Origin of the sequence: Kutzneria buriramensis (genome assembly GCF_003387475.1) — a bacterium.
GTDB classification, from domain to species: Bacteria; Actinomycetota; Actinomycetes; order Mycobacteriales; family Pseudonocardiaceae; genus Kutzneria; species Kutzneria buriramensis.
In genome coordinates, this window is sequence record NZ_QUNO01000023.1 from 1 (window position 1) to 26,449 (window position 26,449).

The following is a 26,449-nucleotide window of genomic DNA, read 5'->3' on the forward strand; positions in this document are numbered from 1 at the left end:
GTGGACAAGCCTGTCACTCGACGCTTGGCAAGCACAGCAGCACGATCCACACCAAGATCATCTCACTCGTGATCCACAACCATGCACGAGGTCGTAAGCGATGTCTCGTAACCGGATCACAGACGCCATGTCGTGATCGTTGATCATGGTGGGATGTAGGTCATCTCGGCATCGCGCTCGGAGTGGATCGCCCCGTTCACCGGCCTACAGCACAGACGTGCTCGGGGTTGGACAGCCAGCGGTGTACCAGGTTGATCAACAACCATCGAATCTCCGGTAACGTGTAGCCGATCATGCCCTCCTCGCCGGTCCCGATTCCCCTTTTGTCGCAACAGCTCTGGCTACCGCCAGCCAGGCCAGCGCGAGCATGAAGAACGTGACGTGGGCATACCACGCCCGCCAGGACCGGACCTGGTAGTGATCAAACCCGGCCTCGTTCTTGGCCTGCTGGAAGCACTCTTCGACATGCCGACGACTGCCGACGACCCAGGCCAGGTCCACCAACCGTGAGCGTCGCGGCCCGTGGCAGACGTATTAGGCGATCTCGTGCTCGCCCTTGCTGTTGCGGGTCAGCGAGCGGCGCGCCATTAGCCAGTGCCCCCGGCCAGCCCGCCAGGCAGACCGGATCGGGACCCTTGCCCAGTCGTACTCGCGCGGGCCGTGCGCTCCGGCGCCGACCGACAGTCGCCGCCACGCCCGCGTCGGCAGCGCCGCGATCAGCTCGTCGACCCGACCGCGATCCCTGGCCGGCGTGGCCAGTGAGTCCTTGCACCGGATTGCCAACACGTAAGGAACGTCCTGGTCTTCCAGCCAGTCCCGAAGGTAGACAGCCTGTCCGTAGGCATCATCGGCGGTGACCCACGCGAACGGCACCCCCACCTCGATCGCGCGGGCCAGCATCGCGATCAACTGCCGGGGTTTGGTCGCGAACTCGACCTCGTCGGGGACGCCGGCGGCGCGGCAGCGGTCCCGATCAGTGGTCCAGGACTCGGGCAGACACAACTCGCGGTCGATCAGGGTGTGCCCATGGCGGGAGGCGTAGGCCAGGAAGGTGCCGATCTGGCAGTTCTCCGCGCGCCCCGCCGTGCCAGAGTACTGCCGCTGCACGCCGGCCGATCGGCGGCCTTTCTTGAGGAATCTGGTCTCGTCGCCGATCAACACGCCTTGGGCGCCGCCCAAGTGCTCGATCACATAGTCCCGGACGTCGTCGCGGACCCCGTCGACATCCCAGTCCGCCCGGCGCAGCAGGCGCTGCATCCCGTCCGGGACACCTCACCGGCGCGCTCGGCCAGGGTCCACCCGTTCTTGCGTTCCAGTCCAGTGACGAGGCCGGACACGTGCTCTCGCACCCGCGCGCGGGGGGGCGGACCGGGGGACCGGCCCGCGATCCGTTGGTGCACCCGGACTAACGCCGCGACCACGAGATCAACTACAACAGCCTCTATGATCCACTACGCATCAACCAAGTGCCGTTGCAGTACTACTCCAGCCGTAGATCGTGATCTTCATGGCTCCTGGAGCGATTGTCGCTGGTAGTGGGCTTGTTGGACGCGGTATTGGTGGCGGCGGCCCAGTATGACCAGTGCAGGATGTGCGCGATGTTCGCGGCCGGGGTGACCACGAGCGCGTTGCAGAGATGACGGATCTCGTTGAGTGTCAACGGGATCAGTCCGGAAGGGGCGGGACTGGCGCGGGCGGTGACCCTCACGATCGCGAGGAAGGCGTGCGCGAGCAGCACCAGGGTGGTCCAGCGGTACCACGATCTCCACGTGCGGCACTGGTGCTCGTCCAGACCGGTCTGCCCCTTCGAGGTTTGGAAGGACTCCTCGACCGTCCACTGTCGCCCGGCGACCCGCACCAGCGTGGCCAACGGCACCCGTCCGGGTGCGCAGCACCGGTAGAAGGCCAACTCGCCGGTGCGGCGGTTGCGCCATACCAGCAGCCACCGCTGCCCGGCGGGCTCGTCCCCGCTGGCGGCCAGGCCGATCCAGGCCCGGTCGTAGAACCGGTGTCCTTTCGCCCCTTTCTCGGCGGACAGGCGCTGCCAGGCGCGTTTGGGCAACCGCCCAACCAACTCGTCGGCCCGACAGGTGCCCGCGGCAGTGCTGACGCGGTGATCGCAGGCCACCGCCAGCACATACCCGAGCCGCCGCGTCTCCAGATCGGCCCGCAGGGTCGGGTTGCCGCCGTAGACCTCGTCACCAGCGACCCATCCAGCCGGCACGCCGCCGTCCAGGGCGCGCCCGATCATGCGGGAGGCCAACGCGGGCTTGGTCGCAAACACCGCGGCCCCTACTGCGGTGGCTCTCGCAATTCGCGGGAGTGCCGATTCCACAGGAGATGCTGGATCCCAGAACGCTCGCCGTCGCCGCGCCTGCGTGCCGCAGGCGGCGTAGGCGATCGGTTCGGTCGGGGCAAGTGGCTTCCCGGCGCTTCTCGTCAAGTACGACGCAGCGTGTGCGCCATGCTGGCAGAAGTCGACGGTCCGGAGCATCAGGACCCGACCGACGCGCTGGAATTGGCTGGTGTTGCCCTGAGACCTCAGTTTCTGGTGAACGCGGGTCTGTCGTGACGGTGCAGGAAGGAAATCGGCCGTGAGCACGAATCTGAGCACGGTGGTGATCGGTATTGCGCTGACTGTCTAAGATCTCGCTGCCCGTGACTACCTCGAAAGCCCGCTGGAGGAACGCGAGCAGCGCGGAACCCTCCACAGGATCGGAAGGTTCACGTCAGACAGAGGTAGATGGACAATTGTTACTGCCCAGACCGGGGCCGGCAATACCGTTGCAGGAGTGCAGGTCGAGCGGGCGTCGTCGGTGTCGGGCGCGGAGGCCAGGATGTCGCACCGGCGACGTCGTGATCGCCGATCACTTCTACGACAACGAGTCCGGAAGGGACACAGCCGGTGCGTTCCCGGCCGCAGATGAAGTCCGTTCCCCTACTACCGGTTGGTCCAGCGCGCCGGTCAGATCGCCCACGACCAGTTGTGGTAGCGCCGCATCTTCCCGGTCGCGTCCGGGGCCCTTCCCAAGCCTGCCGTCAAGCCGATCCCGGCCGGTGGAAAGGTGATCGCCGATCAGAGCTCGGTGATCACCCAGCTCCTGGCTCAGCATTGTGGGGACGCCTCGGCGGTTGAGATGGAAGGCTACAGTTCCTCCACAGCGCCTCCGTGAACACCGCTGAGGCTCTCGTGATCGGCGGCGTCTCCGACCTACCCAGCTGCAAGAACGAAGCCGCCGATAGGGAGTTGCAGCCGACGGCGTCTCGCCGTGCCGCGTCGCCGCCGGATGTCGTGGTTAATGCCGACCGGATCCTCGGGGGGGGGGGGGGGGGGGGGGGGGATGGTTACGACCGCCGTCGAGAGACCGAGCGACAGCGTGGACATGTCTGTCGGAAGGCGATCGTCCTCGTGGCAGCGGCGATCGAGAACGTCCTTGGATCCGACATCTTCACCGAAGATCTAGGACGGAGCGTCAGATGTCAGACCTGGTCCAGCAGCTGACCACGACGGTCTGTCAGCTGTTCGTACCCGACGGCCTCTTGCGGCAATCTGACACCGCGAACCAGGGCATCACGCCCGCGCGAGGCGAGTCCTGGTCCCAGCCACGCGGAGGCTTCCGCCGCGATCGCTGGTCGGACTGCCCGAGCGGGACGCTCACGGCCGAGTTCGAAGAGGAGCTCGTATAACCTCGCCGCCGGCTCGACTGCCGGAAGCCCGGCACGGGAGGCGGTGTCGTTGGCGGCCAATGGGATCTGCAATCCCTTCAGGTCGATGTCTCCGAAGTAGACGATGCGATCGGGCACGGGGGAGAGCAGCGGCACGCACTGCACAGCGGACGCGAACTGCCCGCCGGTCCCGTACCCGACGTGCCGCCCCGGACCGTTGACGGCGGCGCGCTGACGGGTGACGGTGAGCAAGGTCGTGTAGGTGTGATGGTTCTCGGCGATCAGCAACGCCGTGCCCAGTGGATCATCCCGCCCCGGGACCCATTGGGAGACAAAGGGGATGGGTACGCTGTGGCAGCGCAGCAGGTCCAGGGTCAGCGCCCCGGCTGTGAACAGCCGGGTGCTCATGAGCCGGTCGAGCTTCTTCTCGTCGCCGAACAGCTCCAGCGATCGCTCCCGCGTCGGCACGCTCGGACGGTTCGCGCCGCCCTTCCGTAAGAAAGCGGTCACCGTGTCCAGCACGGCGAATTCCTCGTCACGGCTGGCGATCCGGCCGGCGGCTTCCAGCGCCGCCGGCCATACCCGAGCAGGCGCTGCTGACCGTGCGACGCGTTCGCGAGCGGGCCGCCGCACCCACATTGGCAGGTGCGGCTCGTCTCGTGTGTCGAAATCCCGTGGTGAGCGAGGGAACGACACCAAGCCGGCGGCGGCGAGTTCGTCCAGCGCGCGGCGAACCTCGCCGCGCGCGGCCGGTGCCGTGGCAAGGCTGCGGTCGAACTCGACGGCAGCGGCGTACAGCGACTCGACCTCGATCTTCTGCTTGGTCGCCTCGACGACGTGTGCTGCGAGGTGTTGAGCGAGGGCGTTCAGCGTCATGCCGATGGCTCCGCTGTCGGCTCGTCGCCAGCGACACGCACGCTGGTGATGCCGTCGGCGGTCGTGTCGAAGCGGTCTTCCACGACAACGTAACGCCGGGCACGAAGCGTGCCCGGGGCGTTGCGCATCCGCAGCACATTGGGGAACTGGCCGACCGCGCCAAGATCCTCCACGCCCGTGGTGTAGACGAGTTGGACGCCGTGCGCTGCGGCGACGTCACGTTGCAGTCGTAGCAGGGCGACGTGGCTGGCAGTGCCCAGTGGGTTGTCTAGCACCAGCGTTCCGCCCAGTGCGGACGTTCCCTGCCCGCGGTTGATCGCCCGCAGCCGGGCGAGGGTGCAGTACAACGCGACGCAGACGGTCAGCTTCTCACCGCCGGAGAACTTGCCGAGACGCGTCACGTCGACGGGTTCCACCGCGAGATCGCTGTTCGGCTTGAGCACCTTGACCGTGAAGCCGCGCGGCGCGACGGCCTCGTGCACGCATCGCTTGAGCAGAGCGAGCCCTTCGGGTTTTGACTTCTCGGTCACGATCCGGTCCACGACCGCGTCGATCCGGGCTCGCAGATCCTCCTCGCTCACGGGGCGGGTGAAGCGGATCCGGAGGAAGTGCTCGTTGGCCCAGCCGCCCAGCGTGCCGGGTAGTTTCGAGTGCCGGTTCGCGGAGTCCAGGTTCGCTAGCACGCTCTGGACCAGTGCGGCGATCTCGACCACCACGATTCCTTGATCCCGGTCGAGGTCCGTGAGCTGGCCCTCGATCGTCTGCCGGCGCACGCGCATCTCCTCGGCCCGGCTGGCGGCGCGGGCGGAGAGCACGGAGGACTCGTCACCGGTGAACCGGTCCTTGATCGCACTGGGGATCATGGAGAACCGGTTCGCCGACGCCAGTTTGCGCACCTCCTGGACGGCCTCGTCACGCAGCTGACCCGTCGACGCGGCGGCGGCATTGGCGTTCACCAGTTTGTCCAGCATCCGCTCCGTCTCGGTATCGGCTTGCGCGCTATCACCGCTGAAGGCCTGTGCATCCTGCGGTGCCGCCACCGGCACGGCGGCGTCTTCCAACCGGTGAGCACGCTGGTCGAAGACCTGGGCAGCGAAGTTCGCCTCCGTCGCGGACCTGCCGGCCTCGTCCGCATCGCGGCCGAGCGCGGTAACCTGGCTGCTCATCGTCAATGCCCGGGCGGCCTGCTCCTGCGCCTGTTCGCGCGCTTCCGCTTCGGTGGCGGGCTCGGTATCCAACTGCGTGTGCCGGGCGCGATCTCGTGGCGTGTTGGTATCGAGTTCGGCCTGTGCCGCTTTGACCTCGGTCTCGGCGTGTGTCAACTGGACCTGGAGTTGTTCGGCGTTGCGTCGCGCCGTGTCCCTGGCGGTCGCTCGACGGGCGGGGTCCTGACCGTCGGGGGTATCGAGGAGTGCGGCGGCACGAGTTCGCGTGGCTTCCAGGTAGCCGGCCAGCTCGACGTCGGCTCGTTCGGCCCGACGGAGCAGGTTGTTGAGCCGTTCCGCCAGCACGGATTTCGCCACTACAGTGCGCCACTGCTCGTCCGCGCTGGAGAAGCGACTGAGCAGCGCCGGCAGCATCTCGCCCGTCTCGCCGAGAGCGGCGCGATCCGGGTCGAGCAGGGAGATCCTGAGGTTCTCTTGCTCGTATCGTGTTCGATCGGCCTGGTGCGATGCGGCACGGTCGCGGGCTTCGCGGTCGGTCCGACGATGGTCGTTCGCTCGTCTGGTCGCCTCGCCGGCGAATCGCCGGAATTTCCGGGCGTCGTCGTCGAGCTGCTCGATTGCTTGCCTGACGCCGGGTAGCTCGGCCACCTGTGCCGCGAGCGCTGTCAACCGCTGGATCCTACCCTCGACGGCGGTGAGCTCGTCGCCGATATCTCGCTCGGCGATTGCGTCCAGCTCGTCCTGACGCTCGAGTTCTTCGCCCTGCTCCTTGAGGTCCGCGTCGACTTCGTCGATACCCGCGATGGCTTGTCGGCATTCCTCGATGCCGGTCTCGAGCCCCTGCAGGTGTCCCTCCGGGCAGTCCTTCAGCATCGTGCCCAGGTCACCGAGCAGCGCTCGATCCGCCGCCGCCTGTTCGTGCAGCTCGGTCATGCGGCGGTCTTGTGCGTCGCGACGCAGCTCACGGTCAGCACGTGCTGCCTCTGCTGCGGTCGGATCGAACAGCGCGGGATCGTTGGGCACCACCAGCCACTCCGGCCGGGCACCGGTCAGCGCGTGCTGTAGCTGGCTCGCGGTGCACACGGACACGTGAGCAACCGACCATCCGTCCTGCGACCGGATCGCTCCGCGCACTTCCTCCGCGGCGGCATCCGCGACGACAACGCCGGCGGCGAGCTCGGCGACGACTGGGTTCTCCAACGCCCGGCCACGCTCAGGCTCGGGCACCAGATCGCGCAGCAGGTCCCAGCCCGGCCGGGCGGCCTTGCCTGTGGCCATCCGGATGGCTTCGACTGCCCGTTGGGCGTCACGCGTCGTGGGAAGGAAGGCGTCAGTACGCAGTCCTTCCAGGGCGCGGTCGTCGTCGGCCGCGTCCACCCGAGTGTCCACAATGGCTGATTCGGCCAGGGCGATCGCGTGCGTCAGCGCCGCCCGGATGCCAGCCGCTTCCGTCCACAGGTCCAGCCGCCCACCATCGTCGAGTTGCACGAGTTCGGCCAGCCTGGGATGCGCGGCCAGTTCATCGGCCCGTTGCCGGAGATTGCTGTGCTCGGCCGCGAGCCGGTCGTGCTCCGACACCTTGGTCGCCCGCTCGCGGGCGAGGGCCTGTCGTCGATTGGACAGCGAGCCGCGTATTGCCGGTCGTTCCGACCGGCGGCGCCGAATGGTCTCGAGGTCATCCTTCCTCGTGCGCTTGGTAGTTCGCGTCTCGGCGAGCACGACTTCCGGCGCTGCTTCGGAGCTCGGCAGGTCACCGAGCCGCACCGCCGCCTCGACGGCCTCGCCGATCTCGATCTCCTTGCCGCGGAGGTTCTCGGCTCGAACCTCCGCCTCGGTCGCCCGATCCCGATTGGCTTGCGCTCGGCGGTCTTCCTCGCCGGCTTCGCCGGCCGCGGTTTCAGCGCGGGAGAGCTCGGTATCCCCGGCCTCGGCTTCCGCGGCGGCCAGCTCGACGTAGCGGGCCTTCAATGCGGCGGCCGCCCGGTCACGTTCCTCCCGCAGCGGCGCGGTCTGCCGTTCCTCCTCGGCCATCTGCCTCCGGACGAGCGCTGCCTCGTGGTCGACCTGGGTTCGCTCGGCGAGCGGAACGACGGCCTGCCAGGCCAGTTCCTCGTCCCTGGCATCGGTATGGGCCGACGAGATCTCGTCCCGGACGCCGATCGCTGCGGTGTGACGGTGCAAGGCGGCGATTCTGAACAGCTCGTTCGCGATGTCGTTGACGCCCTTGCGTTCGCGGTCGAGCTTCAGCGCTGCCGCGCGCAGCCGTTCCTCCTCGGTCGTGAACCACGTCGCGTCGCTTGCGCGTCCGCGCGCCGTGGCCGCGAACGCGCCGGCCAGCCGGGCGGCGGCGTGCCTGGTGGTGGTGGCCTCGCTCTCGGCCGCGGTGGCGACCTCGTGGCGCTCGGCGAGCGTGTCCAACCTTGCCGCCACCTCGACACAGAAGTCACGGTCGGCGAGCAGATCAGGCTTGCGGCCGAGAATGTCGATGATCTTTCGGAGGTTGCTCGCGACGAGATCCGGCTCGGCGCTGTCCACCGTGAGATCGATCAGGAAGTCGATGAACCGGTCGGTGGAGGGGAAGTTGAACAGCTCGGCCACTCCGCCCTCGGAATGGTTCATCTCCTTCTGGTAGCCGAACAGAGCGGGATCCAACCCGCGCGAGGTGAGCGTCTCCATCCACTGGTTGCGCTGATCGGTCAACGCGAACGAAAACTGCTGCGGCCGGGTCGTCGCGATGTCGCGCAACAGAGCGACGAAGTCCTTCATCTTCCGGAGCTGGCCGGCCTCGTCGTGCAGTGGCAGCCGGTCGAGGTCGAGCTCGCCCGGCACCGTGAAAAACGAGTAGTACCAGCCCTTGAGCTTGTCGCGGTCCCGATCGGCGTCGAACGGCCGCCGGCGGTCCACCCACTCGTACACCGCGCCGGTGATCAGCCGAGGCGCGGCCGCAGGCAGCAGGCTGTTCTCGGACTGAGCAACCCATTCGGCAATGGTGTGGCTGGTGTCGCCGGTGCCGACGTAGTCCTCCAGGTAGCGCTTGACCGTCTTGCCCATGAAGTCCTTGCGCAGGGGTAGCAATAGTGCGAAGAAGAGGGACAGTAGGCTCGACTTGCCGCCGCCGTTGCGCAGCCAAAGGATGGAGTCGACCGGCTCGCCAAGACTGCCCACATCGGACGTTGACATGTCCAGGGTGACGTCGCTGAACCGGGCTGCGCGATCTCCCACGCTCGCCAGTCGCAGCCGGGACAGTTGGTACGTCACGACGTCACCTCGCCCCGTCGGATGGCGGCCAGCTCCTCGTAGGTGGCGTTGCCCGCGAGTTCCCCGGCCTGGATACGAAACCGTTCCAGCAGTTGGTACGCCTCCGGCCCGCGAGCGGGCGTCAGCCGTGCGAGCCCTTGGTCCGTCATCCAGGTCAGCACGTTCGCCACCCAGTACGGTGACGACGCCGCAGATCGGCGTGGTCGTCCTTTGCCCCTGTCCGCCTTGTAGCCGGGGGACAGTCGGTCGTAGCTGCGCCAGGCCTCGTCGAGCGCATCGTCTTCCGTCGGCGTGCGCTTGAACCGTTCGCAGGCCTCGCGAATGAAGCGTTCGATGTCCTCGACCGACACCCACCGAATTCGATCGTCGTCGAAGTCGGCCGGTGTCGGGAACGCGTAGGCCGTGATCGCGACGCTGACCAGGCCGACCAACAGCCGTTCGGTCACGCCGGTGACGTTCGGCAGGTCCGAAAGCCGGTAGGCGAAGACCGACTCCCGGCGCACGCCGAGCACCAGGCCGAGATCGGAGTCGGACAGCACTCGCATGTCGAGTCCGTCCAGGACACTGTCCACCGCGTTCCGGAACTCGACATCCGCGCGGTACCGGACGAGCAGGCGCCGGTAGTCGGAATCCGCGCCGGGCCGCATCTTGGGCCGCAGCGCGCAGGCGATGAGCACGCCCACGTCGGCGAGGTCTCGCTGGCTCAGCGTCATGATGCCTCCCGATCTCCTCCCACCTCGGTGGAATGCCGCTCGGCCCACCGCGCGAGCGAATGCTCGTCCTGGGCCACGATCAGGTCGTCGCCGGACCAGCCGGGCACGGCGATCTGTGCGCCGTCCGCATCGACAGCTGCCGTCGGGCCGAGCACGTGCGCCGCAGCGTCCACGGCCATGGACACGTTCTGCTTCGTCTCCGGTGCGTAGTTCCACAACGCGGCCAGGACGACCAAACGTTCGACTGCACCCCGGTCGACCCCCTCCGGCAGGGTGGCCTCGCGAACGGCGAACAGCAGGTCGGAAAGCCTCGCCGGCAGTTCGACGTCATCCACGACGGCTGCTGCCGCGGCCAGGACCTCGGGCGGCACCGCCGGCGGATCCGGGTCCCCGAGTTCCTCGTCCGGCACGGGTAGTTCTTCCAGCAGGGCTTCCCGGCGCGGCGCCAGCAGGTCGTCCACCAGATCGGCGAGCCGGACGATCTTCGGCGGCTGGGTGCCCGCCAGCAACACGCTGAACGTCTCGGCCGGGCCGGCAGCGTCTTCGGCGGGCATCGTCAGCAAGGGGAGGAACACGCCGTCGTTGATGTCGGTGTTGCGCAGTCCACCGATCGGCCGGAACGACTGCCTGGTCTGTTCGTCCAGGAACGTCGTCCGGGCGGTGACCAGCCGGCCGTGCAGCTCGGTGTGGCGCTGGCGGCATTCCTCGAGCAGTCGGGCGATGCGCGCCGCGGCCGCCGCGACTTCCGGCTCGACGTCGGGAGCATCCAACGCGCCCCGGACGTGATCGAGCAGCCTGGCCTCCCCGTCGAGTCTCTCCTCCACGTGGACGCGGTTGCGCTCGAGCTGCGCCGGCACCTGCTCGGCCCACTGGCTGAACACCGTCCGGATGTCGCGGGTGGTGTCGGTGAGAACGGTCCGCAGTTCATCCGCGTAGCGGACGGAAAGCAGCCGCGATCGCTCGGCGGCTTTCTCCGCCTGCCCGAAGGCGCCGCGTTTGAGCTGTCGTTTGAGCATCAGCTCGATGGCGGACTGCTCGTCCTCGACGTCGAACTCCAGCCCGCCCACCAGCGCGTTGATGGCGTCGGCGGACGCTCGCAGCACGTTGACGCCCCGCCGGTGGTCTTCGTGTTCGGTGAGCAGCCGGAACTCCACCGCGCTGCGCCTGTGTCGAACCGAGCCGTCCTGGTCCCGGCCGAACACGGAGACCGGGTAGCTGAACGGCGCCTCCCGCTCCCTGCGGTTGAGCAGCGAATCCACCACGTATCCCGCGACGGCCAGATGCTCGTCGTGAAGGCGATCGGGAGCGGCGTTGGCGGCCAGGCCGGCGAGTCCGAGCACGGTCTCGTCGTAGGTGACTTCCTGCTCGAATCCCTGCCTGGCGATCACCGCATCGATGGCCGCCAGCGACAGCGCGACGACGTCATACCCTCGGTCGCCCCAGGCCTGACGGGTGGCGTTGTCCGCTGCGCCGGCCACCGGGCGCGTGCGTAGTAGCACCCGGACGCGATCGCCGAACGAGACGTCGAAGACGGCCCGTCCGACCATCCAGGGCTCGCTCACCCGGTATGACCTCCTCGATGCGACCGGAACCCACTGTAAGACCCGCTGCTGGCCGTTTCAGGCGAGTTCCGGCGGTGATGCACCCGTTCGGTCCAATGAGGTCGGACGTGGTGAATGGCTCGCGTCGGACTGGGCATCAGAACGGCGCATGTCGTTCCGAAAAGTGCGGAAACATCTTCAGCGGAATTCGGGTTCCGAGGCTACGGTGGTCGCCGCCCGGGAAGGCGCCCTCGGTTCAGGCGAACACCATCAGGTGAATTATCGGCAGGTTCGTATCTGTAGACAATGGCCGAGCACGTGCTGATCGTTCGTGATGACTGAGAGGGTGGCTCCGATGTTCGTACAGCTGTACCGGCAGTACCTCGGCCTGCTGGTCATGAGCATCTTGTATGCGGCATGGGCATCAACATTGCGCGGCCCGCTGTTGGTCAACACATTGCATTTCTGGACCAACCACGCCGGTGCCCCGAAGAGGCGCTTGTGGCTGGCGCGAACGACCAGTGCCAGCATGTGGCTGGTCCTCTCGGCGATCTCCTTCGCGTTCGGCACGATGACCGCCTTCGCGCTGTACGAGTTTCTGCACAGCGTTCCGTTGTTCTGGGTCATGGTTGCGCTGCCGGCAGTTGGTGTGCTGCTCAATCTGGGCGTGGCCGTGTGGACCTACCCGATGAGCAGGGCCCGTCTCGGCGACCGAAGCGGCTGGGCTGAGGCGCTCGGGGAGGATCGGGATGCCGCGCTCGAAGCGATCGCCCGTACGGACTGCGCGAACGTGGCAAGCCGGCTGTGGTGGGCATACTTCCTGATGCTGCCAGCAATCTGGCCGTTCGCGGTGTGTCTCGGCATGGCTGATTTCGCTGGCGACGGTGCGGTCGCGGGGCAGGGTCTCTCGGGGCTGGCGGCCATCGCTGCCGGAGTCACCTCGGTCGCGTTGCTGGCGGCGTTGTATTTCGGCATCGATCTGACTTCTCCGCATCTCGGTCTGGTCCTCGTCGGGCTTTCGGTGATGCGGCCGGCCGGAAGTCCGCATCTTCCGCCGTTGCGGACGCTGCGGCCGGGTCGCTGGCGTGTCGGCCGGCACTGGACCGGATTCCGGATCGCCCGCCAGTTGGAGAGGTGCGCCGCGGCGACCGGGCGCCGGCTGGACGCCACCGATGCGGACCTGGTCCGCCGAGTCTTCGGCGCCGTCGCGATCGACCTTCGGCGGGGATCGCTCAGCGCCACAACGGATTCTGTCGAACAGGCGCAGTTCGTGACGCTCACGCGCTATGCCATCGCAGTGCTCGCCGTGGACGACCCGGTCGCCCTGGCGGCCAAGGGCGCCACCGTCGTCACCGCGGAGATGCCGGAGACACCAGGTGCCCGCAACCTTCTCGAAGCCGCCGGCACGATGCTCGCCAGCGTGTCCGACCGGATTGACGCGGTGCGCAAGGTTCTCGTCGGCACCGCAGTCATCGCCGCCGCCCTATGGCTTGTCATCTCCGGGCACCTGGCCGATTTCCGAACTCTCCGGTGACGAGCACGGCTGCACCTTGAACACCCTGTTCGCACCGGGGTCGCAGTTGCCGGGTGCGAACCGATTGGCCGATCAGGTCCGCGCTTTGCTGCGGAACGCGGTCGGACCAGACCGTTCTGCCGTGGTGACGTGATGATCGCTGAGGGCGCGCGGAGCGACGAGGTGCTGCTGATCGAGTCCGGCAGTGAGAACGAGCAGAGAATTTATGCAGTCGGGCCACTCGGGACGGCGGAGGGCTGGGCGAGCGTTGAGGATCTCGTGTGGGAACTGAGTCGCGAAGGTAGTGGTCCGTTGAGATGGTCCGTGGGTTCACGCATGCCGAACGCCTGCGCTAACTAGCGTCATCGGCGTTGTCACTCCGTGGCTAAGGTTCTAGGCACCCGCCAGCCCGTCGAGCAGTGCTTCGATCATGGCCGCAGTCGCGCCGGCAGGAAGGGGAACGATCTCGTCAGGGTTCTCCTCGATCATCGCGACCGCAGGGGTGCCAGCAGGGAGCAGACCGAGGAGCCACACAGATCGTGTCCGCCCAGTCCGCGGACGACCCGTCGTTGAGGATCAGCTTGCCATCATCGAAGTAGCTGCTGACCCGGTGGAATGACCCCGATGAGCTGATCCAGGCCCAGTGAGAGCCTTGTGGCCCACGCAGTGGGCGGCGGGAAGGCTCGAGGACGATGAGTACCAGGAAGCGACACACCCCGGAGCAGGTCGTGCGCAAGCTGGCCCAGGCCGACCGGCTGCTGGGCGAGGGCAAGGACGTCGCCGATGTCTGCCGGGAGTTGCAGGTCAGCGAGCCGACCTACTACCGGTGGCGTAACCAGTTCGGTGGTCTGAAAGCCGATGACGCCAAGCGGCTCAAGGACCTGGAACGGGAGAACGCCACCCTCAAACGACTACTCGCGGACGCCGAGCTGGAAAAGGCCGCGCTCAGGGAGATCGCGAAGGGAAACTTCTGAGCCCGCAACGCCGACGGGCGGCCGTGCACCACCTCATGCGGATGTTCGGGGTCAGTGAGCGGTTCGCCTGCCGGGTCACCGGGCAGCACCGCGCTACCCAGCGCCGCGAGCCGGTGGCACAAACCCCAGCCGATCCCGACGCGGCGCTGCGGGCATGGCTGCGGGACTACGCCAAGAACCATCCGCGGTGGGGATTCCGGCGGGCCTACCACGACGCCCGCGGCGAGGGCTGGATCGTCAACCACAAGAAGGTCCAGCGGTTGTGGCGCGAGGAAGGCTTACGGGGTTCGCCTGGAACGTCCTCTGAAGTCACCAACCTGTGCTGAACTCACGATCAGTCGCGTCCTCTATTCCGAAGAGCAGATGTCCTTGCCTCACGCCTGCTGAACCTGCGCGGCACGCGGCGAGCAGAACTGAACCGTGAGGCTGATCGGGACGTTCGTCGTGTCATCGGGTCTTGGAGCCGCGATGGCCAAGTTTGGCCGTTGGCGAGCATTGCCGCTTATGTCGGGTTCTGGAACGGGTAGCGTGCGACGACCAATCAGGTGGCGAGGGGAGCGCGGGTGCTGTTGTGAGCACATCGGAAGAGCGTTCGACGCGGCTGGCCGACGGCGAGTCCGGGTCGGCGATGCGGGCTGCGCCCTCGCCGGTCATAGTCGTTGGCCAAAACGGAGATCTGCTGGAACGGAACAAGACCACTGACCTGGTCTTCATCGCCGTCCGGCCAGGTGTGGCCCTGGACGACGAGGTGGCGTCCTGGCTTGCGGAGGTGCAGCGGGCGAACGCGCGGCAGCCGGTACGCGGGCAGATTGCCAGGCGCAGTTCCCCGGCGCCCGCGACCCCGCCGGATGACGCCATGGCGTGGTGGCTGCTCGACGAGACCATGGAGCAGCGGACTACGCGGCTGCTTGAGGTGGAGCGGGAGCGCACCGCGTTCCTGGCGCGCGCGTCCACCCTGCTGCTGTCGTCGATGAACCTCGGCCGCTGTATGGAGGTGACGGCACAGCTGGCAGCGGAGTGCCTCGGCGATGCCGCAGTGGTCATTCACCCGCCGAAGGGAACCACACTGACAACGGTCACGTGCGTGCGTGGCGGGCAGGTGGTTCGCGACACGGTCGCCGCCGACCTAGCGTCGATACCCGGTCTGGACGTCGCGCTGACATGGTTCCCGCCGGCTCCCTTGCACAGGACCGATCCCGCCACCGTGCCGGACTGGATCGTGCCTGCTGGACTCGGCCCGATCGGGTCCGCCGTGGTCGTACCGTTGCGCGGACAAGGCATGCCTTCGGGAGCGTTGGTGTTGCTCCGCAAATCCACCCGCGCGGTGTTCAGTGAGAACGCGGAAACATTCGTCCAGCTGTTCGCCGCCCATGCAGGCGCGGCGATGGCGACGGCCAGGCTTCACACCGAGCAGGCGAGCATCACCGAGATCCTCACGCGGGACCTGGTGCCGCCACAGCTGCACGAGGTGGACGGCATCGAGTTCGCCGGCGGGTACCAGCCATCTGCCACGACCGAGCGCGTCGGCGGCGACTTCTACGACCTACACCCAGCAGGCACGGCGGGTCACGAGTCCTTCCTGGTCCTCGGTGACGTGTGTGGGAAGGGCCTCGAGGCCGCGGTGGTGACCGGGAAGATCCGCAACACACTGCACGCGTTGCTGCCGTTGGCACACAACCACCAGCGGATCCTGACGATGCTGAACAGCGCCCTGCTTGGTTCGCACCACACGCGGTTCGCCACGCTCGTGTTCGCCTCGGCCGTCCGGGAGGGACCCGACGTCCGGCTACGCCTGACCAACGCCGGTCACCTGCCACCGTTGATCGTGCGCAACGACGGGACCGTGGACGAGGCCCGAACCCGCGGCCGCCTGGTCGGCGTGTTGCCGACGGTTCACGCGAACACCACCGTCGTGCGTCTAGCGCCCGGAGAGTCATGCCTGCTGTACACCGACGGTATTACGGAGGCGAAGGGCGGCCCGCTGGGCGAGGCGTACTTCGGTGAGCAACGGTTGAAGGACGTGTTGTCCGAATGCGCCGGCATCCCCGGTGAAGCGATCGTGGAACGCGTGCACATGCTTGCCGCGGAATGGATCGGCGACAACCAGCACGACGACATCGCCGTCCTTGCCATCACGGCACCCAGACACCAGGACACGCGATGACACACACCGCGTCCACCGCCATGATCGAGCGGGGCGACCGGTTGTGGCAGGCAATCTTGGCCGGTGACGAGCACGCCGCGGCCGGCATCGCGTTCGCCGCGCTGGACGAAGGCCTCGGCATCGAGGACGTGCTGCTCGAGCTGATCGCCCCGGTCCAGGCCAAGATCGGGCAGGAATGGGCGGCCAACCGGATCAGCATCGCGCAGGAGCACGCGACGACCGCGATCAACGACCGCTTGATCGCCGCGCTGACAGGTGATCCGGCCGCTCGCGTCGAGCCACGACGCGGCCGGATCACCGTGGCCTGCATCGATGGTGAATGGCACGGGCTGCCCGCCCGGCTGCTTTCAGAAGTGTTACGGCTACGGGGATGGCAGATCGACTTTCTCGGCGCCACGGTCCCGACCCCGCACCTGATCGCCCACCTGCACCTGGCCGGACCGGACGCGGTGGCGTTGTCCAGTTCGATCGCGACCCGGCTGCCCGCCGCACACGCGACCATCATCGCCTGCCAGGCCGCCGGTGTCCCCGTCCTCGCCGGTGGCGCGGCCTTCGCCGGCGACGGCCGGTACGCGTGCATGCTCGGCGCCAACGGGTAGGCACCGGACGCCCGCCATGCCGCCGACCTGCTGGCCGGTGGACTGCCGCATCCCCAGGCTGCCGAGCCCCACCGGCCTGTCGACGACCTGCCGCACCTGGCCGACCAGGAGTACACGCTGGTCACCCGGACTGCCCGCTCCCTGATCAAACAGACCATGACAGACCTGATGGAACAGCTGCCGGCGATGAAGCGCTACACCAGCCAGCAACTCGATCACACAGCCGAGGACATCGCGCACATCGTCGACTTCCTGGCCACCGCGCTCTACACGGACTCGCCGGGGCTGTTCACCGGGTTCCTGCGCTGGACCACTGAGATCCTGATGGCGCGGGGCGTGCCCAGCCAGGTCCTGTTCCCAGCGCTCAACGTCCTGGCCGCACAACTCAAGGACCTCACGCGCGCGAGCCGGCTGCTCAACGAGGCGCGTGCCGACCTCGACGAGTCGCTGGGTGAGGCGTGACAACGTGGACCTCAAGGGTCACCGCGACCAGCAGCGTCCTGGGCCAGCGCATAGTCAAGGTCCGTCTCGCCGGTGACCTCGCCTACGTGGCCGCAGCGGATCGCGACTGCGCTGGCGTCACGGCCTGCCGGTCATAGCGGCGAACAGGCATGCTCTGCCGTGGTGCGCCTGGCGGCAGGCAAGTCATGGCCTGGTGCCGCGTGGGTCGCAGTTCTGTTGGGTGTCTCCGGGGAGAAGCGAACCTGCGATGTCGATCTTCTTGTACTGCCTCTGACCTGGCGTTTCTCGGGGCCAGGGCGTTCACCTGGAACTTCCTCTGCAGTCACCAACCTGCGCTGGACTCACGGTCAGCCGCGTCCTCTCATTGCCGATACGCGGCTCGAACACGCGGCATCGAGCGCTGTGGTCATCGGTCGTCGCTGCCGTTGTACCGCCGGACGAGAGGCGCGGCGAGAGGGCCACCGTGTGGGTGCTGGGCGAAAGCTTGAAGTAGACAGCATGGATGGCCCACTGTCGTCTACCGGGACACGTGGTCTGCCCGCCCGCACGTCTCCGGATCGCGGGCGGGCAGACCACCTGGTTGTCAGCCTTGCTTGGCGCGCCGTTTCCGGCTCACGAACACGAGCGCCGCGCCCGCACCGAGGACCAGGACACCGAGGAGGATCGTCCACGGTAGGCCGGAGACACCGGTGTAGGCCAGCGAACTCGTGTGCGTGCCGGTCGGGGCCGGGGTCGTTGGCGGCACGGACGTCGGCGGTGTCGACGTCGGCGGTGGCGCCTGTGGGATGTAGACGCCGGCGTCGATCGTGTGGTCAACGCCTCCGGGGTTGGCCGGTGCTGTGACCGGTGCGTACCCGTTGCACAGTTGCCCGGTGGTCGGCGGGATCACGTTGGAGTCGTGTGCCCGGTCGCTGCCAGCCAGCGGGAGCGTGAACCGCAGATCCTTCGCCGGCGGCTGACTTGGCACCTTGCTGGTGTCCGCGGTGCACACATCGAACTGCACCGTGTACTTCGCACCCGGTGTCAACTGGTACGCGGCGCCGACACCGCCGAAGTAGTACTCGCCGGCGGCATCGGTCTTGGTCGTGGCTACCTGCTTGCCGCTGGCGTCCAACAGGTTGATCGTCGCACCCGGCAGCAGCACCTGCCCGGGATCCTGGATCCCGTTGTGGTCGCCGTCGAACCACACCACGTTGCCGATCTGGATCGGCGCGTTCGCCGCCTCATATGCGATGTCGCCGAGCCCACCGGCCTTGCCGAATCCGTTCTGTTCCTGACCGACGAACTGGTAGGCGTTGGCGGCCGGGTTGTTGCCGGGGCCCGCGCCGGTGTCGATGTTGTAGTAGCCGGTTCCGGCGGTTTCGATGTTGACGGTCGGGTCGAACTCCGTGCTGACGACCCATTGCTGCTGCGGAACGTAGGCCACCGACCCGAGCGCGGTTTCCTGGTGCGACCCCTGGGCGAAGTAGTCGCCCGGGAAGTATTCGACGACGCCGTTACCCTCGCCGAGGTCGTTGGCAGGGGTCGCATGGTTGGGACAGTTCCCGGTGCCTTCCCACGAATAGCCACCGGCGGGATTGGCACAGGCCATGTTGATGTCGCCGCCGGCCATACCGAGTTCCGCAGTGTTGTTCAGCGGCCGAGGGTCCAGCCCTTTCGCGCTGAGAACGTCCATGAACCGGTCACGGAACCCCAGGACCATTGAACCGTCACGAGCGAAAGCGAGGCTGGCCAGTTCGGGCTGCGGATCGATGAAGGGACCGCCGTCGTTGAACTTGTCCCAGTCCAACAGGTTGGTGTTCCACGGGTTCCAGTGGTTGTCCTGGTCAGACGCCGCCGGGGCGCCGAGGATGACGTCCCCGCGTTCGAAGTTCAGCGGGTGCGTCAGCACCGGGGTGAACCGCGTGCCGTCGTAGGTGTAGACAACGGCCTTCAGGTCCGCACGGTTCTGCGTGCTCTCCGCGCTGCACACGCCGCCGACGTAGAGCGTGTTGTCATGCGTGGCAACCGCGAACGGCCGCCAGTCGGTGGGCGCCGCGCAACCCGGGTCCGGGATCGGCACGGTGGACTCGGACTCGGACGCGGTGGCGCCGGTCGCGTCGAAGCTCACCAGGGTCCGGGTCAGCAGGTTCACCGCGTACAGTGTTGAGCCGTCCTCGGACAGGGCCAGGCCGCCGATGCTCTCCTTGCCCGGCGCGTTGGTGAACCCGGGGTCCTTGATCATGTTGGCGGTGTCGTGCGGGGTCACCGCGGCGCCGGGCACCTTGGCGAACAACGCCGGCGCACCACCGGTGGTCGGCACGGCGTAGATCGCATCCCCGCCGTCCGGCCCGTACGGGGCGTACCGCCGGGCGAACTCGCCCTGGAACAGCCGGTTGCGGTACTTGTCGTAGGCCAACGCGAACGTGGTGCCCACCTGCGACTGCGTGTCCAGCGTGGACGGGCACGCCACCGCGGTGGGGCAAGTGCCGCGAACGTCCCGCCCGAACGCCACCAACGCGCGAGTGTCCGTCCCGCTGGCGCCGTTCTGGATCGGCACGAAGTACCGCGAATCCGGCAGGGCGTAGTCGGCGGCGTCCCAGACCCCGGTGATCACCGAGGCGTTCTTGCCGCCCGACACGTCCACGAACGTGGTGAAACTGTCGAAATGGTTCTTCGCGGTCGAGGCCGGCGCCGCCCGCAAGTGGTTGCTGTAGGACGCCGGGACGGTGACATCGACGCGGTACTGGCCACCGGTCAGCTCCGCCGACGGCGACACCACGACCTTTCCGGTGGCATCCGTGACGCCCGCGACGTGATGGCCGCCCGGGTCGGCGACGTCGATGTTCATGCCCCGCTGCGGCACGTCCATAGTCGCGTTGATCACGCCGGTGCCGAAGAAGTCCCGCAGCACCTGCACGGTCAGTGTGCCGTCGGCGGTCGACGCGGCTGCCGGTCCAGCTGCCACAGTGGCGCTGGCTACCAGCAACAGGCCGGATAACCCCAGCCGCGCCAGCCTGCCCGTGCGCGTCCCGACTCTCCGGCTCAGTCCTCTGCCGGCTCGGCTCATAGGAATCGCTGTCCCCTTGTCATGTGAGCACCAGCCCCCGCCTGCCCGTGGCCCCGCTGGCACGCCGGGCACGAAAAGTGACCACGAACCGTCACAGCCAACCAGAAGTCCTCATCACGTTGACGCCACGGCAGGGTGATTCAGGGGGTGAATCGGCGAAGCTGTTAGCGTCGGGTCGCGTGCGGAGCAGCAAAGTCCAGCAACGTCTCCCGCGGCGCGCGACCGACCGGCGCCGATGGCCGCGGCCACGCTGTGTGGTTGTCGCAGCCATCGGCCTCGTGGCCACAGCGGTGGCCGCGTTCGTGGTCGTGGACAGCACTTCTGGCCCTACCGGCCCGCGGGCGTTGACCTCGGATGAGGCGAACCGACTGGCGATCACTCGGTTCCGCAACTACCAGACGGGGGGCCGCGCGGTGACGATCACCGTGCCGAGCACCGCCGGCGGGTTGGTGATCACGGGGTCCGTCGACTACCGCGCCAAGCTCGGTTACGGCGTGGTGCACGGCGCCGGCCGCGACACGTCTAGCGACGGGTTGGTCCAGTGGACGGCCACCACTGTGCTCGTCCACCCGATGGCGAACACCCCGGCGACGGCCCCGGCATCGCCGCCTGGGTCGGGCTGGTTCAGCCGCCCGCTGCAGTCGTCCGGCAGTTCGCTGGACAGTTCGCTGGCCATTGCGCTCAGTCTCGGCAGCGACCGGCCGGACAACGCCGAACTGCTGCCCCAGAACGGCGCCGCCTGGGTCGGGCCGGACCAGGTGGCCGGCCATCAGGTGGATGTCATGACCGGGCCGCACACCCACTCCGTGTCCGGGACGGCGGGCGACGTGCGCTACTGGATCGGCTCGGACGGCGCCATGTACCGGGTTCGGGCCGGTGTGGCCTCCGAGCCGCAGCCGGTGGTCATCGATTTCGACACCCAGAAATACGTTCAAGTTCAGCCGGTCCCCGGCGCCGGCCCGACGCGGTAGTCGCTGCTCAGGACATCTGCACCCGCGCGCCGTCGGCGAGCAGTGACACCGGCGGCAGCGGGATGCTCGCGGTGTCCGGCAGTTCCGGGACGGCCGGGACAGCGGTGGCGCCGGCGGTGGCAGCGTTGGGAAACTGCGGCTGTGTGCCCGGAGCGGCAACATCGGTGAACGGGATGCCGCCCGGCGCCTTCGGCATCGTCCAGGTGCCGGACGGCGTAGGTGACTGCGTGGAGACCGGGCAGCCAGCGGTCGTGGCGAGCTCGGACGGCACCGTCGCCCGCAGGTCGTTGCCCCGCAGGCAGTTGCCCCGCCCCTGCGTGCCGTCGGGGAATGTCCAGCCGACGTCGACACCGTTGCCGGCGAAGGTGTTGTCCACGATCTGGTTGCCAATGGGCGGCAGGTCGGCCGTCGCGGTGATCACCAGCCCCGCGTTGACATTGCCCGCGATGCGGTTGCGGAGGAACTGGTTGTCGCTGCCGCCGTCGATGCCGATGCCAATGCCCCACCCGCCGTCGGCCTGCTCGGGCGTCGACGGCTGCTGGTTGACCGCGATCAGGTTGCCGGCCACGACGGCTCCCTGCTGCGGGAGCAGCTTCTCCTGATGGTCGGAGTTGGTGGTGAGCCCGACGCGGTTGCCGACAAGACGGTTGCCGACCACGTACATGTCGCCGCTGGCGTTGGTGCCTTCGTAGCCGACCGCGTTGAGTTCGGCGATGTTGTCCCGCACCACGATCCGACACGGCTTGCACTGGCCGACGTAGATCCCCGAGTCCGCCCCGCCAGAGGTGTACGAGTGCTCGATGACACCGTCCTGCGCCGAGAACGCGTAGATGCCGTACAGACCGTTGCGGGTCGCGGTGACGTAGGAGACCAGGAACGACTTCAGGAAGGTGACGGGCTCGTCGCCGGTGTCGTAGCCGCCGTTCTGCCCCGGCAGTCCCGTGGCCGCCTTCGCCGAACCGGTGACCAGGATCCCGTTCTGGGTGTTCTCCTCCACGGTCAGGTTCTCCACGGCCACGCCGGGCGCGGCGACGATGATGCCGTTTGGCTGCCGCAACTGTCCGTCGATGACGACCTTGTCCCGGGACTCGCCGCGAAGCGTCACATTGGCCGTGGTGACCTTCACCGACTCGTGGTACACGCCCGGCGCGACCAACACGAGATCACCGGACTGAGCCAGCGACACCGCGGCCGAGATCGTCGGGGCGTCCGCCGGCACACGGATCGTCACGTGCGCACCGGCCGGTCGCCGGCCCTGGCCTGGTCCGTCACCACCGGTGCCACAGCCGCTCAACACGAGTGTCAGCGAGCCCAGCACCGCGACCATCACGCGAAGACCAAAACGCGGCATGACCCGAGTCTGGCATGGATGCCGGATTCGCCTGCGGCAGGGCGGGTATGGCACTCTCCGGACTCGTGCGCCGAGCCGATCGCCACCCGTCACGCCGTGCCTTTCTCGGTGTCACCGGTGCCATGGCATTAGCCGGCCTCACCGCCGGGTGTGAATCGCGTTCCGTCCCGTCGGGCCAGGTCGATGCCCCTGCGTCGGCCACGCCGGTGTCCCCGACGGGTCGGGGACAGGCGGGCATCACGCTCCCGCAACCGGCCCAGCCCAACCTCCTGGCCGTGATCGCCGACGTCGCCGACGGCGTGGCTGTAGGCCCGTTGCTGGCCGAACTCGGCCAGACCATCCGCGCGCTCGCCGCGGGTACCGAGGCGCGACTGCTGGGCCTACCACCGGGCGATCTCACCGTGACGATCGGGGTGGGGCCCAGGCTGGTGCGCATGGTCGATCCGTCCCTGCCCGGCGCGGCGGATCTCCCCGAGTTCTCCCGCGAGCAGATCGCCACGCAAGCACGTGGCGGTGACCTCCTGATCCAGATCTGTGCCAGCGACGTCGTGGTTGTCCCGGTTGTCGCCGCCGCGCTGCTGGGCCAAGCCGGTGACCGTCTGCACGAACGCTGGCGGCAGTCCGGCCGCCGCGGCGCGAACATTCCCGTAGACCAGGACCGGACCGCGCCACGAAACGTGTTCGGCTTCATCGACGGCATCGTGGGCCCGCACACGACTGCCGAACAACAACGAGACCTCTGGCTGGCCGGACCGACTCCGGTCGCCGGCGGCACCATCGCCGTGCTGCGCCGGATGGAATTGGACCTGCCGCAGTTCGCCACACTGTCGGTCGGCGAGCAGGAGGCCGTCTTCGGCCGGCGCCGAGACACCGGCGTCCCGCTCTCCGGTGGCGACACCGCCTCGGACCCGGACCTCGGCGCCAAGACGCCGGACGGGCGCTACCTCATCCCGGCAGACGCCCATATCCGCCGGGCGCACTCCAACGTGGTCGGCGTGGGGCTCATGCTCCGGCGCTCCTACAGCACCGACGAACCCGTCCCCGGCCTCCTGTTCGTCAGCTTCCAGAACAACCTGCGAACCTTCACCAACACCCTCACCCACATGGACAATTCTGATGCGCTGCTGCGCTTCACCACCACCACAGCCAGCGCGACCTTCCTGATACTCCCCGGTTTCGACCAGCAACGCCCGCTCGGCGCCACCCTGTTCCGCTGACCAATCAGTCCATAGTGGGATATCAGAGCACGCCGAGTTCGTACGCCCGCATCAGCGCGTCCTCCCGGCTAGACGCCTCGAGCTTGCGGTAAGCGCTTTTCACCTGCGTACGCACTGTGTTGACGGACACGACGAGCTTGCGCGCAACCTCCGCGACGGTCAGGCCGGCGTCCAGTTCCGTGAGCACCACGTGCTCGCGGCTGGTCAACTCGACCAGGCGGACGCGCTCGGGGAACACCGGCCGGGCACGGGCCAGCCGCCATGTCGCCTCATCCGTCAGGGGAATGTCGACCAGCCGGATCAGGTCGTCGCGATCGACCGGCGACAACGACGCGAGCGAAAGCACGTCATCGGGCGAGCGCACGCGGCTGACCAGCCCGACCGACTGGCGGGCCTCGTCCTTGTCACCCATGCGCAGCGCGGCGATCGCCCTGAGCAGCAGCATCTGCCGGGCGTCCCGGCGCGAGGTGGTCTCGTGCCAGGGCATGCGCGCGGCCATCGCACGGACAGCCTCGTACTCGCCGTTGAGCAGGCGGAGTCGAGCGGCGGGCAGTGCTAGCCACGACGTCTGTGGATCCGCCTCCTTGATCACGCGGAGCGCCCGGGTGGCCTGGCCGTTGGCGATCAGTAGATCGACGTGGGCGCGTCGCACCACCCGGACGGCGATGCCCTGTTCGACGAGTGCGGGCGCGTGACTGAGCCGGAGCGCGCCCAGGTGAGCCAGCGACGCGGCCGGATCACCGAGGTACAACCCGCGCGCCAACACGAGCGCCGCCGCGAAGGGCCAGACCTCCAACTGTTTCGTGCCGTCCCCGGTGATCTCCAGGCAGGTCGCGAGAGTCGCCTCGTCGTAGCGGTCCAACGCATCCCAGCCCTGCGCGACCGTCCCACCCGCGGTGAGCAGGAACCGGACCCGCTGGGATGGCGACTCGAAGTCCCGCATCCGGTCCAGCCACTGCCGCGCGAGGGCACCGTGACCGAGATGTCCGAAGATCATGGCGAGATTCGCGGTCGCGTTGAGGGCCGTGGCTGCCGTTGTCGGCTCGACCGTCGCGTGCTCATAGGCCTGGCGGTACAACGCGACCGCAGCCGGAAAGTCATCCATCAACGACCGCGTCAGGCCTCGCTGCATGGCCAGCCAGCCAGGGCGCGGCACCCCATCGACGCCGGGCAACGGGCTGAGCTGCGCAACGCGGCTGGTCAGGCGCTGCCCCAACTCCTCGGCCTCGGCGCACGCCCCGTGCATGCGCAACCCGATCATCGCCGCGGTGCCGACCGCGACGAGTGTTGCGATCGACGTCTCGCTCGCGATGTCCATCGTCGCCATCAGGCGGGTACCAAGTTCGGCGTAGTGGCGCAGATACGATCGAAGCTCGCTGACGTGTGGCTGGTTCGCCGCGTGGTAGGCGCCGATCCACGAGATCATCAGGCGGGGACGAGCGCGCAACTCCTCGTCCGGCACCTGGCCCAACACGAAAAGCAACCGACCGGCGAGTTCGCCCTCCACCGCGAGGATGTGCTGGTCGCACAGGGCTTCGAGCCCGACCCAGTCGCGCTCCTCTGCGATCCTGGCCAGCGCTTCCGGCAAGTTGGCCACCGAGACACGAGCGGGTTGTGTTCTGTGCGGCACCGTTTCTGCTCTCCCCCAGGCCAGGCCGATAGATCTCGCTCGCGAGTACGAGGTGCTCGGGCTTTCCCGCCTCGCTCACTTCCGGTGGACAAGACAACAACCTGGCACGCAAACGTAGCAGCCGTCATGTCCGACAACCGGGTGAACTTGGCCTCCATGCAGGCCAACGGATGGACGCGAAGACAGGCCTTGTCACCGCGCTGCTCGGCGATCACGCGATCGGCGCCGGATTCGATGTGCTGTCGAAGAGCTGCAACGGCTTCCTGATCGTGCAACTGGTGTGGGCATAATCTGGGTGCTGTCCTTTGGCGGCGAACACGATTCGGGATCCATCCGTGGTGCCCTGGCCCTCGCGTCTCGGCGCCGAACACTGCACGCCGTCGATCATCGGGGACGCGGGTGGGTCAGGTGGGGTAGTGACCACGCAGCCTGCCGCCAGCCCCAAGAACTCGAACGTGTTCTAATTTCGCCATGGGTGGGGTGGTGGAGGGCCGGGTCGACCCGGCTTTCCAGACCGCGCGCGACGTCTTCGAAGCGAGCTTCACCGACGGGCAGAGCGTCGGCGCGGCCGTGGCGGTGTTCGTGGACGGCCGGGCCGTCATCGATCGCCGACTGACACCCGGTCCATCGCGGCAGGGCCGTGCGCGCTTGGCTGGCGGCCAACACCGAGCGGGTCGAACTGCACGTGATGCCCGGCTACAGCCCCGAGTTGAACCCGGACGAGCTGTTCAACGCCGATCTCAAACGCAACAGGCCCGCCTCCCGTGCCCGCACCGCGGAGCAGTTGGCCCGGGACACGCGCCGCTTCCTGCGTCGACGTCAGCGCCAGCCGCACCTCGTCCGCGGCTACTTCCGGGCACCTCATGTCCGCTACGGGATCATGTATGCAACTGAATAGTTTGGCTCAATAAATGCCGCCAGATCTGCGATTTTGCAAAAAATCAGACCAGGTCTCCCATCTTGGCGATCAACTGATCGCCGGTCAAGCCTGTCAAGTTTGTGTCACGAGAGCGAGGTGCTGCAGAAGCGGAAGGCACGTAGCCTCTCGCTGTCTCAATAATCCCAGCCATCTGCCGGTCAACCCCCTTGGTGGCGACAGCAAAGGCTTTCGCGGCAGCCTGAATGGCAGTGTAAGAAGTCACCGGAAGACATCCCAAAAGGACTTTCAGTGGCGCGAGGTTGACAGTTTCAATGTCGTTTGATGCAACTTCCGCTCGATTCACTGTTTTAGCTCCTATCTATTTCTCTCAAATTTAGTAGGAAATCTCTCTGCGTGTCAACGTAGCGTGGAGCAGGGGT

General features: G+C 67.7%; 14 protein-coding genes and 4 pseudogenes. 8 read left to right on the forward strand and 10 right to left on the reverse strand.

Annotation, left to right across the window (positions count from 1 at the left end; all coding sequences use genetic code 11):
- Positions 1-291: 291 nt before the first annotated feature.
- The 6 genes and pseudogenes from BCF44_RS46640 to BCF44_RS46665 form a co-directional block, all read right to left on the reverse strand.
- Positions 292-1,445 (reverse strand): annotated as a pseudogene (locus tag BCF44_RS46640) (IS701 family transposase).
- Positions 1,446-1,505: 60 nt separating this feature from the next.
- A pseudogene (locus tag BCF44_RS46645) lies at positions 1,506-2,311 on the reverse strand (IS701 family transposase); the annotation flags it as partial.
- 1,169 nt (positions 2,312-3,480) lie between these two features.
- Entirely contained in the window at positions 3,481-4,542 is a 1,062-nt protein-coding gene (locus BCF44_RS46650) for a Wadjet anti-phage system protein JetD domain-containing protein (protein WP_116181010.1), read from the reverse strand.
- A complete protein-coding gene (locus BCF44_RS46655) occupies positions 4,539-8,966 on the reverse strand; it encodes a coiled-coil domain-containing protein (protein ID WP_116181011.1) in 4,428 nt (1,475 codons plus the stop codon). Before BCF44_RS46655 ends, BCF44_RS46650 begins: the two co-directional genes overlap by 4 nt.
- Complete coding sequence (locus BCF44_RS46660) at positions 8,963-9,679, reverse strand: hypothetical protein (protein ID WP_116181012.1); 717 nt, start codon at positions 9,677-9,679, stop codon at positions 8,963-8,965. Before BCF44_RS46660 ends, BCF44_RS46655 begins: the two co-directional genes overlap by 4 nt.
- Positions 9,676-11,241 carry a hypothetical protein gene (locus BCF44_RS46665; RefSeq protein ID WP_147328929.1) on the reverse strand — a complete coding sequence of 522 codons (1,566 nt, stop codon included), beginning with the start codon at positions 11,239-11,241 and terminating at the stop codon, positions 9,676-9,678. The genes BCF44_RS46660 and BCF44_RS46665 overlap by 4 nt, the downstream gene beginning before the upstream one ends.
- Before the next feature lie 334 nt (positions 11,242-11,575).
- Between BCF44_RS46665 and BCF44_RS46670 the strand changes: the two genes are divergently transcribed.
- The 5 genes and pseudogenes from BCF44_RS46670 to BCF44_RS58240 all read left to right on the forward strand — a co-directional run bounded on the left by BCF44_RS46670 (position 11,576) and on the right by BCF44_RS58240 (position 16,932).
- The gene (locus tag BCF44_RS46670; protein ID WP_116181014.1) at positions 11,576-12,754 is read left to right on the forward strand and encodes a hypothetical protein; all 1,179 of its coding nucleotides are present in this window, start codon (positions 11,576-11,578) and stop codon (positions 12,752-12,754) included.
- Positions 12,755-13,425: 671 nt separating this feature from the next.
- Positions 13,426-13,991: pseudogene (locus tag BCF44_RS46675) on the forward strand (transposase); the annotation flags it as partial.
- 194 nt (positions 13,992-14,185) lie between these two features.
- On the forward strand, positions 14,186-15,871 hold the full coding sequence (locus BCF44_RS46680; RefSeq protein WP_246016211.1) for a PP2C family protein-serine/threonine phosphatase: 1,686 nt from the start codon (positions 14,186-14,188) through the stop codon (positions 15,869-15,871).
- Entirely contained in the window at positions 15,868-16,470 is a 603-nt protein-coding gene (locus tag BCF44_RS58235) for a cobalamin B12-binding domain-containing protein (RefSeq protein WP_246016212.1), read from the forward strand. Before BCF44_RS46680 ends, BCF44_RS58235 begins: the two co-directional genes overlap by 4 nt.
- Before the next feature lie 156 nt (positions 16,471-16,626).
- Positions 16,627-16,932: a cobalamin-binding protein gene (locus BCF44_RS58240; protein ID WP_246016213.1), complete on the forward strand. Its 306-nt coding sequence runs from the start codon at positions 16,627-16,629 to the stop codon at positions 16,930-16,932.
- 583 nt (positions 16,933-17,515) lie between these two features.
- On the opposite strand, the gene BCF44_RS46690 is transcribed toward BCF44_RS58240, so the two are convergent.
- The gene (locus BCF44_RS46690) at positions 17,516-19,879 is read right to left on the reverse strand and encodes an SdrD B-like domain-containing protein (RefSeq protein ID WP_246016214.1); all 2,364 of its coding nucleotides are present in this window, start codon (positions 19,877-19,879) and stop codon (positions 17,516-17,518) included.
- Between the two features lie 380 nt (positions 19,880-20,259).
- Between BCF44_RS46690 and BCF44_RS46695 the strand changes: the two genes are divergently transcribed.
- Complete coding sequence (locus tag BCF44_RS46695) at positions 20,260-20,952, forward strand: hypothetical protein (RefSeq protein ID WP_246016215.1); 693 nt, start codon at positions 20,260-20,262, stop codon at positions 20,950-20,952.
- Positions 20,953-20,959: 7 nt separating this feature from the next.
- On the opposite strand, the gene BCF44_RS46700 is transcribed toward BCF44_RS46695, so the two are convergent.
- A complete protein-coding gene (locus BCF44_RS46700) occupies positions 20,960-22,183 on the reverse strand; it encodes a right-handed parallel beta-helix repeat-containing protein (protein WP_246016216.1) in 1,224 nt (407 codons plus the stop codon).
- A 395-nt stretch (positions 22,184-22,578) separates the two neighbouring features.
- On the opposite strand from BCF44_RS46700, the gene BCF44_RS46705 reads away from it, so the two are divergent.
- On the forward strand, positions 22,579-23,520 hold the full coding sequence (locus tag BCF44_RS46705; protein ID WP_246016217.1) for a Dyp-type peroxidase: 942 nt from the start codon (positions 22,579-22,581) through the stop codon (positions 23,518-23,520).
- Between the two features lie 22 nt (positions 23,521-23,542).
- On the opposite strand, the gene BCF44_RS46710 is transcribed toward BCF44_RS46705, so the two are convergent.
- A complete protein-coding gene (locus tag BCF44_RS46710; protein WP_246016218.1) occupies positions 23,543-25,117 on the reverse strand; it encodes a helix-turn-helix transcriptional regulator in 1,575 nt (524 codons plus the stop codon).
- A 661-nt stretch (positions 25,118-25,778) separates the two neighbouring features.
- Between BCF44_RS46710 and BCF44_RS46715 the strand changes: the two are divergent.
- Positions 25,779-26,048: pseudogene (locus tag BCF44_RS46715) on the forward strand (transposase); the annotation flags it as partial.
- Positions 26,049-26,091: 43 nt separating this feature from the next.
- Here BCF44_RS46715 and BCF44_RS54980 read toward each other — a convergent pair.
- The gene (locus BCF44_RS54980) at positions 26,092-26,373 is read right to left on the reverse strand and encodes a hypothetical protein (protein WP_147328930.1); all 282 of its coding nucleotides are present in this window, start codon (positions 26,371-26,373) and stop codon (positions 26,092-26,094) included.
- Positions 26,374-26,449 lie beyond the last annotated feature (76 nt).

Coding starts and splice junctions, on each gene's coding strand:
- BCF44_RS46660 (WP_116181012.1), bottom strand. CDS start 9,679: ATGACGCTGAGCCAGCGAGACCTCGCCGACGTGGGCGTGCTCATCGCC.
- BCF44_RS46670 (WP_116181014.1), top strand. CDS start 11,576: ATGTTCGTACAGCTGTACCGGCAGTACCTCGGCCTGCTGGTCATGAGC.
- BCF44_RS58240 (WP_246016213.1), top strand. CDS start 16,627: ATGACAGACCTGATGGAACAGCTGCCGGCGATGAAGCGCTACACCAGC.
- BCF44_RS58235 (WP_246016212.1), top strand. CDS start 15,868: ATGACACACACCGCGTCCACCGCCATGATCGAGCGGGGCGACCGGTTG.
- BCF44_RS46650 (WP_116181010.1), bottom strand. CDS start 4,542: ATGACGCTGAACGCCCTCGCTCAACACCTCGCAGCACACGTCGTCGAG.